The 14,071-nt window shown below is 61.0% G+C and carries 8 protein-coding genes; 2 read left to right on the forward strand and 6 right to left on the reverse strand.

From position 1 onward, the window contains the following. Positions 1-30 precede the first annotated feature (30 nt). From GVN17_RS00305 to GVN17_RS00320, 4 genes are all read right to left on the reverse strand, one after another. Entirely contained in the window at positions 31-1,161 is a 1,131-nt protein-coding gene (locus GVN17_RS00305; RefSeq protein WP_256665050.1) for an HlyD family efflux transporter periplasmic adaptor subunit, read from the reverse strand. Positions 1,162-1,330: 169 nt separating this feature from the next. Next, the gene (locus GVN17_RS00310) at positions 1,331-2,827 is read right to left on the reverse strand and encodes an efflux transporter outer membrane subunit (protein ID WP_166593241.1); all 1,497 of its coding nucleotides are present in this window, start codon (positions 2,825-2,827) and stop codon (positions 1,331-1,333) included. Beyond that, entirely contained in the window at positions 2,824-3,297 is a 474-nt protein-coding gene (locus tag GVN17_RS00315; protein ID WP_166593242.1) for a MarR family winged helix-turn-helix transcriptional regulator, read from the reverse strand. Before GVN17_RS00315 ends, GVN17_RS00310 begins: the two co-directional genes overlap by 4 nt. 149 nt (positions 3,298-3,446) lie before the next feature. Continuing rightward, a complete protein-coding gene (locus GVN17_RS00320; RefSeq protein ID WP_371928472.1) occupies positions 3,447-4,055 on the reverse strand; it encodes a tRNA-(ms[2]io[6]A)-hydroxylase in 609 nt (202 codons plus the stop codon). Positions 4,056-4,248: 193 nt separating this feature from the next. On the opposite strand from GVN17_RS00320, the gene GVN17_RS00325 reads away from it, so the two are divergent. Beyond that, positions 4,249-5,160 carry a universal stress protein gene (locus tag GVN17_RS00325; RefSeq protein ID WP_166593244.1) on the forward strand — a complete coding sequence of 304 codons (912 nt, stop codon included), beginning with the start codon at positions 4,249-4,251 and terminating at the stop codon, positions 5,158-5,160. A gap of 111 nt (positions 5,161-5,271) precedes the next feature. On the opposite strand, the gene GVN17_RS00330 is transcribed toward GVN17_RS00325, so the two are convergent. Then, positions 5,272-5,739 (reverse strand): DUF1289 domain-containing protein, encoded by a 468-nt coding sequence (locus GVN17_RS00330; RefSeq protein WP_166593792.1) that lies wholly within the window; start codon positions 5,737-5,739, stop codon positions 5,272-5,274. Between the two features lie 438 nt (positions 5,740-6,177). On the opposite strand from GVN17_RS00330, the gene acnB reads away from it, so the two are divergent. Next, positions 6,178-8,778 carry a bifunctional aconitate hydratase 2/2-methylisocitrate dehydratase gene (gene acnB / locus GVN17_RS00335; protein WP_166593245.1) on the forward strand — a complete coding sequence of 867 codons (2,601 nt, stop codon included), beginning with the start codon at positions 6,178-6,180 and terminating at the stop codon, positions 8,776-8,778. A gap of 191 nt (positions 8,779-8,969) precedes the next feature. Here the strand turns inward: acnB and GVN17_RS00340 are convergent, their stop codons facing one another. Then, positions 8,970-13,826, reverse strand: a complete 4,857-nt coding sequence (locus tag GVN17_RS00340; protein ID WP_166593246.1) for an NAD-glutamate dehydrogenase — start codon at positions 13,824-13,826, stop codon at positions 8,970-8,972. Positions 13,827-14,071 lie beyond the last annotated feature (245 nt).

The following is a 14,071-nucleotide window of genomic DNA, read 5'->3' on the forward strand; positions in this document are numbered from 1 at the left end:
TCCAAGGGATGGAACCAAGGGATTGGCGGGTCAGCGCTGGGCAGCCTTGTCCGGGCCGGAGGCGCTGTTCTCGTGAATCAGGCGCCCGATCAGGGTGTCGGCTTCGGCCAGTTGCTTGACGTACACGTCCGTGGTGAACGACGCCTGCTTCGGCGGCTGTTGCGCCAGCACCGGGCCATTCTGGTCGTGCAGGTTCACGTCAACGACGGTGGACAGGCCGATACGCAGCGGGTTTTGCTTCAACTCATCGGGGTTGATGTGAATCCGCACCGGCACCCGTTGCACGATCTTGATCCAGTTACCCGTGGCGTTTTGCGCAGGCAGCAGGGCAAACGCGCTGCCGGTCCCCGCGCCGACGCTGTCCACGGTGCCGCTGTATTTCACGTCGCTGCCGTACAGGTCGGCTTCGATGTCCACCGGCTGGCCGATGCGCATCTTGCCCAGTTGGGTCTCCTTGAAGTTCGCATCGATCCACACCTGATCCAGCGGGATCACCGCCATCAGCGCCGTGCCCGGCTGGACGCGCTGGCCCAGCTGCACCGTACGCTTGGCCACATAACCGGTGACCGGCGCGATCAGCGTGCTGCGGGCGCTGTTCAGGTAAGCCTGACGCAACTGCGACGCGGCCGCTTTCACATCCGGGTGCGACGCCACGTTGGTGTCGTCCACCAGCGCGGTGCTGGTCACCAGTTGCTGCTGGATGTTGTTCAGGGCGTTTTGCGCACTGGTCAGGTCATCCTGCGCGTGGGACAGCTCTTCCTGGGAAATCGCCCCGCCCGCTGCCAGGTTGCGACGACGGTTGTAGTTGTCCTGAGCCCGTTTGACCTCGGCACGCTGGGCAGCCAATTGCGCCTTGATGCCGTCCACGTTGCTGTAGAGACCACGCACCTGACGCACGACCTTCCCCAGATTTGCTTCAGCACTTTGCAATGCAACTTCGGCATCGTTCGGGTCGAACTGCACCAGCACCTGCCCTTCGCGCACCAAGTCGCCATCGTCAGCGCCAATACTGACCACCGTGCCCGTGGTTTGCGGGGTGATCTCCACCACGTTGCCGTTGACGTAGGCGTCGTCGGTGCTTTCGTACCATTGGCCGTAGATTTCATACCAGGCCCAGACGCCGATACCGGCGAGGATCACGATGATCAACAGGCCAAACATCAGCAGTTTGCGCTTGCGCGGGTTTTTCTGCGGCTGACCCGGCGCGGCTTTCTGGTCTTTCTGGTCCTTCTGACCATTCTGGTTCTGCTGTTCGCCCGGCTTCTGGGCGTCGTTCTTTTGTTCGTTTGCTGGATTGTTTTCGCTATCGGCGTTGGCCATGACGATTACCTTAATGGGTCAGCGATGCAGTTGACGGGACGGCCGGGGCGGCGTTTTCGCCGGGCTTGCTCTCTTCGAAGCCTCCCCCCAGGGCCTGCATCAACTGGATCGAAAGATCGATTCGTTCCGCGTTGAGATCAGCCAGTTGGCGTTGCGATTGCAGCAGTTGCTGCTCGACGCTCAGTACATCGAGGTAGTTGCCGATCCCCGAGGAGTAACGCTGAACGACGGTGTTGTAGGACTTTTGAATGACATCGGTGGCCTGCTGACGAGCGTCGATCTGCCCGCTGATCGAACGCAGTTGGCCGATGTTGTCGCTGACGTCGCCCAACGCACGCACCAGGCTTTTGTTGTACTGCGCGACGGCCAGGTCGTAGTCGGCGTCCCGGGCGTCGAGATCGGCGCGACGGCGACCGCCATCGAAGATCGGCAACGAAACGGTCGGCGCGACGTTAAAGAAGCGGCTCGCCGAACCGAACATCGCGTCACCCAGCAGCGACTCCACCCCCGCCGACGCACTGAGGTTCAGGTTCGGGTAGAAGTTGGTCTTGCTGACCGCGATGTCCTTGTTCGCGGCTTCGACCCGCCAGCGGGCAGCCACCAGATCAGGGCGACGGCCGAGCAATTCAGCCGGCACCACCGACGGCAGAGCGACGACCGCAGGCTTCAGCACGGTCGGACGCGCCAGCTCTTCGCCGCGATCCGGGCCTTTGCCCATCAACACGGCCAGGGTGATCTTGGCGGTGCGCAGGCGTTTGTCGGCGTCGACCAAGGCCTCGCGAGAGCTGGCTTCCAGGCTTTCGGTCTGCTGGTATTGGTACTCGCTGTCGATGCCGGACTTGAAGCGACGGGCGCCCAGCTCCAGCAATTGCCGCGTGCGTTTCAGGTCGTCGGCCGCCAGATCGCGAACGATGTAGGCCTGACCCAGATCGCTGTAGGCGCGGGCGACATCGGCCGCAAGGGTCAACTGCGCGGCGCGCTGGTCGATTTCAGACGCGCGGGCCTGGCCCAACGCCGCTTCCCAGGCAGCACGCTGCCCGCCCCACAGGTCGAAGTTGTAATTGAAGCTGGCACCCAGACTGCGCAGCGTGCTGTAACGGTCGCCCGTGCCAGTCGGGTCCTGATCCTTGGCCAGACGAGAACGGCTGACGCTGGCGTTGGCATCGACGGTCGGCATGCGCTCGGCGTCGGCGGCATAGGCGGCAGCACTGGCCTGGCGAGTCCGTGCGGCGGCGATCTGCATGTCAGGGCTGTCGCGCAGGGCTTCCGTGATCAGACCGTTGAGTTGAGGGTCGCCCAGGCTGGTCCACCAGTCGCGCTTCGGCCAGGCCGCTGGCGACAGGTTGATACCACTGAGGCTGTTTCCGGCCTGCAAGCTGTTGGCGTCGATGCCGACGGCCTCGGTGTGCAAGCCTTTGGAGTTCGCGCAACCGGCCATGACCAGTGCAGCGAACACAAGACTGAGAGAGGTGCGCAAGGCCGAGCCCTGCGGGGATCGAATGTTCATTTGGCTGCAATCCGGGCGAGTGTGATCGGGTCCGCCGCCGCGACCAGCACCTTGGTGAGCAATTTTTCCAGCATGGCCAGTTCGTCCTTGTCCAACACCCCGACCATTTCGTTCAGGGCCTCTGCGCCGATCTGCGGCAACAGGTCCGACAGCGTTTTGCCGGCGTCGGTCAACACGAGGCGCACCTGACGCCGATCCGATTCGGAGCGGGTACGGGCCAGCAGGTCTTTCTGCTCCAGACGGTCGAGCATGCGCGTCATGGACCCGCTGTCCAGGCACAGCGAACGGCAGAGATCAGCCGGTGTTTCGGCGCCATACAACGCGACGATGATCAGCACTTTGAATTGCTGAGCCGTCAGCTCGTAGGGTTCAAGCAGCTTGTCGAGGATACGGTTTTTCAGTTGCTCGGCTCGGCCGATCAGCATGCCCAGCAGGCTGCATTGAAAACTCTCGGGAGTGAAATGTGCCATTGATAGCCACCCATTATCTGCCTAGGCAGTGATTTTGGGCTGATATTACTGCCTAAGCAGTAAACACACAATGAAACAATTTTCAGGATGCAGAGTTCCAGACGAATGTGCTCGTCGGATGAGAGGAAGTGTGCTGGGGCGGTTGGGAGTTACAGCGCAGGCACGCCGCTGTGAAACCGGAAATCCTCGTCCGGGCTTTCGATGAGTTCGCGCTCCGCCAGGCGAATCTCTTCGATTTTGGCGCTAACGTCCGCCTCGTCGCCATAGGTGTAGGCCAGCTTCAGGTAATCCTGAAAATGCCGGGCCTCGGACTTGAGCAAGCTGGCGTAGAACTTCGACAGGTCGGCATCCAGATGCGGGACCAGTGCGGCGAAACGTTCGCAGGAGCGCGCTTCGACAATGGCGCCGACGATCAGCGCATCGGTCAATCGGTAGGGGTTGTGGGTGCGAACGAGCTTGCGCAATGACCCGGCATAACGCGCCGAGCTGATGTTGGCCATGGGGATGCCGCGCTTCTTGATGATGCCGATCACCTGCTCGAAGTGACGCAACTCTTCCCGTGCCAGACGCGACATTTTCGCCAGGAGGTCGAATTTGTCGTTGTACTGGAACATGAACTGGAACGCCGCACCGGCGGCTTTCTTTTCATTGTTCGCATGGTCGATCAGCAGGATATCCAGGTTCTGCAAGGCGGCCTGAACCCAGGCGTCCGGGGTCGGGCAAAGCAGGAAGGCATCGATGTCTGGATAAAGCGGCATGAGTTCACGACTGGCAGAGTGGGAAAGGCGCAGCATTATACGGGCCTCGACGCGCAGAACCAGCCTCTTGGGCCGGAAATCCGATGACCCCGTCAACACCCTGCGTCGAGTGGGCCAACTATAGTCAAGTGACGAACCCCGACGGCTTGCGCCATGTCGAAAGTTTCATGACGTCTTCAAAGGAGATCCGCTCATGTACGCGATTCGCAGGATTCTGGTGGTCATTGAACCCAACGCCGACACCGATCAGGTCGCCAACCTCGCCATGCCCCGCGCTTGCCTGATCGCCCGCACCACCGAGGCCAGCCTGCATCTGTTGGTGTGCGACAAAAGTGCGGATCACGGCGAACTGCTGTCGGACCTTCGCCATGTGCTGGAAGCCAAGGGAATCGAGGTCACCACCCAGCAGGACTGGCACGAAAGCACGCACCAGACGATCGTCAAGGTACAACAGGCGCAGGGCGCGGACCTGGTCATCAAACAGCACTTTCCGGACAGCACACTGAGAAGAGCCCTGCTCACCCCGGCGGACTGGAAATTGCTGCGCCACTGCCCGTGCCCGGTGCTGATGGTGAAGTCCGACAGGCCGTGGAAAGGCGGGGCGATTCTGGCGGCCGTCGATGTCGGCAATCCGGACGGCGAGCACACGGCCTTGCACTACAGCATCGTCCAGCACGGTTTTAGCCTGGCAGAGATGGCGGGCGGTGAACTCCACGTGATCGCGGCGCACCCCTCTCCCACGCTGTCGGCGGCAGAGCCGGTGTATCAACTGCCGACCCACGTTGAAGGAGAATATCGCGAACAGTGCAAGGCGTTTCAGACCGAGTTCGGCATCGACGATACTCACCTGCACATTGCCGAGGGACCGGCGGATGTGCTGATCCCGTTCACAGCACATCATTTACAGGCGGCGGTCACCGTCATTGGAACCGTGGCGCGGACGGGATTTTCGGGCGCGCTGATCGGGAACACGGCCGAAGTGGTGCTGGACTCGCTGGAAAGCGATGTGCTGGTGCTGAAAAGCGAGGAGATGGTGGCGCAGTTGAAGAAGCATCTGGCGCAGGCTTTAAAAGGCTTCTCTTCTGAAACGACGACTTCGCGATAAGCATGCCCTTGTGGGAGCAATTCATTCGCGAAAGGCCAGTACATTCGGCACATCATGTCGGCTGTAAATATTTTCGCGAATGAATTCGCTCCCACAGATGGTCCGAGGCGCTTACCCCATCGCATCCTTCAAGAAACCCGGCGCGATGTAACGTTCGTAGTGCGCTTCGGACAGCAGGAAGAATTCCCGATCAATGGCATCGCGCAGTTCCGGCAGCGGCCAGTCGCGAAATTCGGGCATCAGCACCATGCCGTACGCTTCCACGTTGTTGATCACCCTCGCCCCGCGCGCGATCAATTGGTATGCCCAGCAATACTCCGACTGCTGCGGCACGAAGCGGATTTTGCGCTGTTCGAGCTGCTGACGGAGCAAACCGGGGTCGAACACTTCGACTTTCGCGGCCATTACCTGCACCAGCAATTGTTCGAGCCGCAGCCACACCGCGCGCTTTTCTTCCTCGTTGTAGCCATTCCAGTGAATGACTTCGTGGTGAAAACGCTTGCATCCCCGGCACACGAGGTCCCCGTAAACGGTGGAACACAGGCCGACACAGGGCGTTTTGATGATGTGGTTGGGCATGGCGGAAAAACACGGCAGCGGACGAAACAAGCCCGCATGTTAGCCCTTTGTCTAAATCGGTACACCCCCGAAGATGTAGGGGCTAACTTACCTTTCCCTTTTTTTTGCCGTAGAATCACCGGGCCTTTTAAGGCGCCAATGTCCGTTGGAAGCTGTTTTCAAAGCGTCACGAGCACAGTCCAGGATCTGTACGGAAAGTCGGCAAGCCCCACTTTCCCTATGGAGCCTTACCCCGCAGTACGGTTCGACGCAGGCGTAATCCTGCGTCCCCTCCCTCCCAGAGCCGTTCATGCAGGCGTAAAACTTTGAAAACAGCTTCTGTTGGAGATCGTCAGCTTCCTGCCTGAAAACTCAAAAAGTTTTGACATGCACGGTCGCGGACTTTTTCCGGATGAGCGTCCCGGACACCCATTTGGGACCACTGATGAGGGTAATACTGTGCTTGAAGCCTACCGTAAACACATCGAAGAGCGTGCCGCCCAGGGTATCGTGCCCCAGCCGCTTAACGCCGAACAAACCGCAGGCCTGGTCGAGCTGCTGAAGAACCCACCGGCTGGCGAAGAAGCTGTCCTCCTTGATCTGATCACCAACCGCGTTCCACCAGGCGTTGACGAAGCTGCCTACGTCAAAGCCGGTTTCCTCTCCGCTCTGGCCAAGGGCGAAGTCTCTTCCCCTCTGCTGGACAAGAAGCGCGCTGTAGAACTGCTCGGCACCATGCAGGGCGGCTACAACATCGTGACCATGGTTGACCTGCTGGACGATGCCGATCTGGCACCTGTCGCAGCCGAGCAACTGAAGCACACCCTGCTGATGTTCGACGCCTTCCACGACGTCGCTGAAAAAGCCAAGAACGGCAACGCACACGCTCAAGGCGTGCTGCAGTCCTGGGCTGACGGCGAGTGGTTCCAGAAGCGTCCGACCCTGGCTGAAAAGATCAGCCTGCGCGTCTTCAAGGTCACCGGCGAAACCAACACCGACGACCTGTCGCCTGCACCGGATGCCTGGTCCCGTCCTGACATCCCGCTGCACGCCCTGGCCATGCTGAAAATGGCACGTGACGGCATCGTGCCTGATGTGCAAGGCGCCATCGGCCCGATGAAGCAGATCGAAGAAATGCGCGGTCAAGGCTTCCCTATCGCCTACGTCGGTGACGTGGTCGGTACCGGTTCTTCGCGTAAATCCGCCACCAACTCGGTGCTGTGGTTCTTCGGTGACGACGTTCCTTACGTGCCGAACAAGCGCGCTGGCGGCTTCTGCTTTGGCAGCAAGATCGCTCCAATCTTCTACAACACCATGGAAGATGCCGGCGCACTGCCAATCGAATTCGATGTGACCAACATCAACATGGGCGACGTGATCGACGTTTACCCGTACGAAGGCAAGGTCACCAAGCACGACAGCGACGAAGTGATCACCACGTTCGAACTGAAAACCCCTGTGCTGCTGGACGAAGTCCGCGCCGGTGGCCGTATTCCGTTGATCATCGGTCGTGGTCTGACGGGCAAGGCACGCACCGAGCTGGGTCTGCCACCATCGACCCTGTTCAAGCTGCCTGACGTTCCAGCGGCCAGCACCAAGGGTTTCACCCTGGCGCAGAAAATGGTCGGCAAGGCCTGCGGCACCGACGGCATCCGTCCAGGTACTTACTGCGAGCCGAAGATGACCACCGTCGGTTCCCAGGACACCACCGGTCCAATGACCCGTGACGAGCTGAAAGACCTGGCATGCCTGGGCTTCTCGACCGACCTGGTGATGCAGTCCTTCTGCCACACCGCGGCCTATCCAAAGCCGATCGACGTCAAGACCCACCACACCCTGCCTGACTTCATCATGACCCGTGGCGGCGTTTCGCTGCGTCCGGGCGACGGCATCATCCACAGCTGGCTGAACCGCATGCTGCTGCCGGATACCGTCGGCACCGGTGGTGACTCGCACACCCGTTTCCCGATCGGTATCTCGTTCCCGGCCGGTTCCGGTCTGGTCGCGTTCGCCGCTGCCACCGGCGTCATGCCGCTGGACATGCCGGAATCGATCCTGGTCCGTTTCAAAGGCAAGCTGCAACCGGGCGTCACCCTGCGTGACCTGGTTCACGCGATTCCTTACTACGCGATTCAGAAAGGCCTGCTGACCGTCGAGAAGAAAGGCAAGAAAAACGCCTTCTCGGGTCGCATCCTGGAAATTGAAGGTCTGGACAACCTGAGCATCGAACAGGCTTTCGAGCTGTCCGACGCCTCGGCCGAACGTTCGGCTGCCGGTTGCACCATCAAGCTCTCCAAAGAGCCGATCATCGAATACCTCAGCTCCAACATCACCCTGCTGCGCTGGATGATCGCGGAAGGCTACGGTGATCCACGTACGCTGGAGCGTCGTGCTCAGGCGATGGAAGCCTGGATTGCCAACCCTGAACTGCTGGAAGCCGATGCCGACGCGGAATACGCTGAAATCATCGAGATCGACCTGGCCGACGTCAAAGAGCCTGTGCTCTGCGCGCCGAACGACCCGGACGACGCCCGTCTGCTGTCCAGCGTTGCTGGCGAGAAGATCGACGAAGTGTTCATCGGTTCGTGCATGACCAACATCGGTCACTTCCGCGCTGCCGGTAAGTTGCTGGACCAGGTCAAAGGTCAGTTGCCAACCCGTCTGTGGCTGTCGCCGCCGACCAAGATGGACGCTCACCAACTGACCGAAGAAGGCTACTACGGCATCTACGGCAAGGCTGGCGCACGCATGGAAATGCCGGGCTGCTCGCTGTGCATGGGCAACCAGGCACGTGTGAACCCGAACGCCACCGTGGTTTCGACCTCGACCCGTAACTTCCCGAACCGTCTGGGCGACGGCGCGAACGTCTACCTGGCTTCGGCCGAGTTGGCGTCCGTTGCATCGATCCTGGGTCGCCTGCCGACCGTCGAGGAGTACATGGTGTACGCGGGCAAGATCGACAGCATGTCTGCCGATGTCTACCGCTACCTGAGCTTCGACCAGATTGCCGAGTTCCGTGAATCCGCTGCGAACGCCAACATCCCGGTTGTTCAAGCGTAAGAACGAGACAGAGCGTTGAAAGAACCCCACTTCGGTGGGGTTTTTTTATGGGGATTGGTTTTGTTGATCGTTCCCACGCTCCGCGTGGGAATGCCTCACGTGACGCTCCGCGTGAAGCAAAAAAAAACCCCACATCTCGCGACGCAGGGCTTTTTCTTGCAGCTTGACGCTTACAACTTGAAGCTAGCGCCTCAAACCACAGCCGTCTGCCCACTCATGGCCAAGTCCAGCAGCTCGCGGTTGGCGACCGCGTACATCGCGTAGTCGTTGCCACTCGCTGCACGCAGTTCGACCAGCATGGCGCGCCAGCGCTCGACCATTGGCAGGTGTTGCTCCAGCCACAGGTTCAGGCGCTCTTCCACGTCTGCAGGGCCGTTGGCCATTTGCAGGACGGAGACGGTGATCGCCCGTTGCTGCCAGTCGATGTCGTCGCGGAAGGCTTCGCGGGCCAGGGCCTGCCAGTTGTTTTCCACCGGCAATGCACTGATCTGCTGCAAGTACCAGGTCACGTCCAGCGAGCTGCCCACGGCGAAGTACACCTTGGCCACATCGGCGGCGTTCTGACCGGTGACGTCGGAGGCTTCGATGATTGGCAGCAGCGTGTAGAGGTGCGTAGTGCCTGCCACCATCCGTGCCAGCAACTCAGGTACGCCCGCTTCGACGTATTCCTGATACCGCGCCTGCCAGACTTCACGGGGCGGGCCTTCCAGCAGTTCATCCAGTTTCAGGCCCAACGCCGCCAAGTGCGGCCCGAAGTGCGCAACGTCACGTGCCGCGTCAAGTTCGTTGCGACGGCTGCGCAGGAACCAGCGCGTGGCGCGACGGCCGAGGCGCATCAGTTCGTCCATCAGCGCCAGTTGAATTTCAGCGGGAACCTTGTAGTCCAGCGCCTCGATCTGACGGAACCAGTGCGGGAGGTGGAAGATGTCACGCACGATCACGTAGGCACCGGCCACGTTGGCCGCGCTCATGCCGGTCGACTCTTTGAGCCGCTGCACGAAGGTGATGCCCATGTGGTTGACCAGGTCGTTGGCGATCTGGGTGCTGACGATTTCGCGTTTCAGACGGTGGTGACGCATGGAGTCCGAGAACTTCGCACCGAGTGACGGCGGGAAGGCGGTTTCCATGTCGCGGGCCAGGTAATCGTCGTCCGGGACGCGGGATTCCAGCAGCGCTTCCTTGAGGTCGATCTTGCTGTAGGAGATCAGCACCGACAGCTCGGCGCGGGTCAGGCCTTGCTTCTCGGCCACGCGCTCGGCGATCTGATCTTCGGCGGGCAGGAACTCGATGGCGCGGTCCAGCTTGCCACGGGATTCCAGGTCGCTCATCAGGCGCTTGTATTCGGCAATGCGCTCGTAAGCACGACGGGCCGCCAGGGACAGGGCTTGCGTCTGCTTGTAGTTGTTGCCGAGCACCAGATTGCCCACTTCGTCGGTCATGCTTTCGAGCAGCAGGTTGCGCTGCTTCTCGGTCATGTCACCGGCCTGCACCACTTCGTTGAGCAGGATCTTGATGTTCACTTCGTGGTCGGAGCAGTCCACACCACCGGCGTTGTCGATGAAGTCGGTGTTGGTCGCACCGCCCAGCAGGCCGAATTCGACGCGACCCAGTTGGGTCATGCCGAGGTTGCCGCCCTCGCCCACCACCTTGCAGCGCAGCTGGTTGCCGTTGACGCGCAGCGCGTCGTTGGCCTTGTCGCCCACGTCGGCGTGGCTCTCGGAGCTGGCCTTGACGTAGGTGCCGATGCCGCCGTTCCACAGCAGGTCAACCGGCGCCTTGAGCAATGCGTGCATCAGCTCGGTCGGGGTCAGTTTGTCGGCACTGATGTCGAAGCGTGCTTTCATCTGCGGGGTGATGGTGATGCTCTTCAGGCTGCGAGGGAAGATACCGCCGCCTTCGGACATGATGCTGGTGTCGTAGTCGGTCCAGGCTGAACGCGGCAGGTCGAACAGACGCTGACGCTCGGCGAAGCTGGTGGCCGGGTCCGGATTCGGGTCAATGAAGATGTGCAGGTGATTGAACGCGGCCACCAGTTGCAGCTTGTCGGACATCAACAGGCCGTTACCGAACACGTCACCGGCCATGTCGCCGACGCCGATCACGCTGACGCTGTCTTGCTGGACGTTGATGCCGCGCTCGCGGAAGTGGCGTTGCACGCCGACCCACGCGCCCTTGGCGGTGATGCCCATTTTCTTGTGGTCGTAACCGGCCGAACCACCGGAAGCGAACGCGTCGCCCAACCAGAAGCCGTAGTCGATAGCGATGCCGTTGGCGATGTCGGAGAAGGTTGCGGTGCCCTTGTCCGCCGCGACCACCAGGTACGGGTCATCGTCGTCATGACGCACGACGTTGACAGGCGGCACGAGTGCGCCTTCTTTCAGGTTGTCGGTGATGTCCAACAGACCGGAAATGAAGATCCGGTAGCAGGCGATGGCTTCGGCCTGAATCTCGTCGCGGGTGCCGGTGGTCGGCAGACGACGGGGCAGGAAGCCACCCTTCGCGCCCACCGGCACGATGACCGAGTTCTTCACTTGTTGGGCTTTGACCAGGCCCAGCACTTCGGTGCGGAAGTCTTCTTCACGGTCCGACCACCGCAGGCCGCCACGGGCGACGTTGCCGAAGCGCAGGTGAACACCCTCGACGCGTGGCGAGTAGACGAAGATTTCGAACTTCGGCACTGGCTTCGGCAGCTCGGGGATCAGGCGCGGGTTGAACTTGAAGCTGAAGTAGCTCTTGTTCTGGCCGTTGGCGTCGGTCTGGTAGAAGTTGGTGCGCATGGTCGCCTTGATCAGGTCAAGGTAGCGACGCAGGATGCGGTCTTCGTTGAGCACCTGAACATCGTCCAGCGCCGACAGGATCGCGGTTTCCAGACGCTGTTGCATGTCGTCCAGATCGCCACCGGACAGCTTGCGCGCCAGGTAGAAGCGGGTCTTGAACAGACGCGTCAGCTCGCGGGCGATGTCGGCGTGGTTGTTCAGGGTGCTGGCGATGTAGCCCAGGTCGAAGCCCAGACGGATCTGTTTCAGGTAACGGGCGTAAGCGCGCAGCAGCGCCACGTCGCGCCATGGCAAACCGGCGGTCAGCACCAGACGGTTGAACGCGTCGTTCTCCGCTTCGCCACGGACGATGTGGACGAACGCGTCCTGCAACGTGTCGTTGAGCTGTTGCAGGTCCAGGTTCAGGCCTTCGCCGTAAGTGAAGGCAAAGTCGTGAATCCAGAATTCGCGGCCGTTGGTGTGACGCAGGCGATACGGGAATTCACCCAGCACACGCAGGCCAAGGTTTTCCAGAATCGGCAGCACGTCGGACAGCGCCAGCGGGGTGTCGGCGTGGTACAGCTTGCAGTGCAGCTGCGCTTTATCGCCCGACAGTGGCTGGTAGAAGCTCATCACCAGTGGATTGGCGTCGGACAGGTTCAGCAGGTGCTGCATATCCACGACTGCCGAATGCGCAGCGAACCGCTCGCGGTAACCGGCCGGGAAGCCTTTCGGGAAGTCGGCCAGAACGTTGGTGCCCTGGGCTTCGCCGAAGCTTTCGACCACCAGACTGGCGTAGTCGTCCTTCCACGAACGGCAGGCCTGAATGACTTCGTTTTCCAGCTGCTGCGGGTCGATGTCGAGGGTGACTTTCGGGTCCACGCGCAGGATGAGCTGCACACGGGCCAGCACGGACTCGGAGAAGAAGGTCCAGAACTCGCAGTCGCTGGCCTTCAGGCGCTCCATCAGCACCTGCTGGATTTTCTGGCGCACTTCGGTGGAGTAGACGTCGCGCGGCACGTAGGCCAGGCAGTAGCAGAAGCGGCCGTAAGGGTCTTTGCGCAGGAACACGCGAATCTTGTTGCGCTCCTGGATCTGCACGATGGACATGACGGTGGTGAACAGCTCGTCCACCGGGGTCTGGAACAGATCGTCACGGGGCAGCACTTCGACGACTTGGGTCAGCTCTTTGCCCAAGTGGGCCTTGGCGTCGAAACCGGAACGGCGCTCGACTTCGGCCACCTTGCGGCGGATGTACGGAATGGCGCGCACGCTTTCGCCGTACACCGACGAGGTGTAGAGGCCCATGAAGCGGCATTCCTTGATGACCTTGCCGTTGGCGTCGATCTGGCGGATCGACACATAGTCCGGGTACGCCGGACGGTGCACGCGGCTCGGCGCGGCGGCCTTGGCGAAGGACAGCAGGGTCGGCTCTTGCAGGTAATTCACTGCGTAGCCTTCAATGTGCAGCTCTTCGGCGGTCAGGCCCGCACGCAACAGTTTGGTCAGGCCGAGGAAGGAGGACTGATCGTAGGTCAGTTGGCCACCTTCGGCGCCGCCCTCGACCGTGAACTCTTCGTAGCCCAAGAAAGTGAAATGGTTGTTCACCAGCCATTCGAGGAAAACCTTGACCTCGGCTTTCTCGTCGGGATCGACGTTGTACTCGATGGCATCGACGCCCGCCAGCAGTTCGTGCAGCTTGGCTTTCATCGGTTCGAAGTCTTCGACCGCGACCCGCACTTCGCCCAGCACCTGCTCCAGCTCGCGGGCCAGCACCGCCAGTTCGGCAGCGTTGGCGCAACGGTCGATTTCCAGGTACATCAGCGACTCTTGCAGAACGTCGTCACCGGTCGTGCCTTTTGGCAGCAGTTCGACCAGTTGGCCCTTCTCGTCGCGGCGCACGCTCAATACGGTGGTTTGCAGCGTGTGGATGCTGTAACCGCGACGGTTCAGCTCGGTGCGGACAGAATCGACCAGGAACGGCAGGTCGTGGTGCAACACTTCAACGGCGGTGTGGGTGGATTGCCAGCCATGACGCTCGTAATCAGGGTTGTAGACGCGCACTTGCGGGGTGCTGTGTTCGAAACGTTCGAGCAGACGCCATGCCGACAGGGTGCAGCCGGCAAGGTCGGACAGCCTGCGTTGGGTCAACTCGTCGAGGGAAATGATGCCGAAGAACTGGTCGGCGAACAGCGCCACTTGTGGCAGTGCCTGTTCACTGATGTGCTGAGCCAGTGCCGCTCGCAGTTGATGCTGAAAGTCGGACTTGCTGGCTGCGGTGAAGAACGCCATCTGTGGTACTCCGCTTGGCTTGGCTTTTATATAGGAGAGATGCGTGTTTCGGGGTCGTACTGCATGTGTGCCACGTTTGCGCCTGTTCGATGATAGTCGGCAGATCGTGACAAGGCGCCGTTCGCGACCACATGCCCTAGTAGTAACGCTCGTCGTGTGTGCGTCGTCACATTCAATTGACCCGAATGACGGTCGATGGGCGTCTGCCCAGGCAGGCTCGGCCCATGTCCGTTCATCTGCTGCGC

The organism is Pseudomonas sp. SLFW (assembly GCF_009905615.1).
Lineage (GTDB): Bacteria > Pseudomonadota > Gammaproteobacteria > Pseudomonadales > Pseudomonadaceae > Aquipseudomonas > Aquipseudomonas bambusae.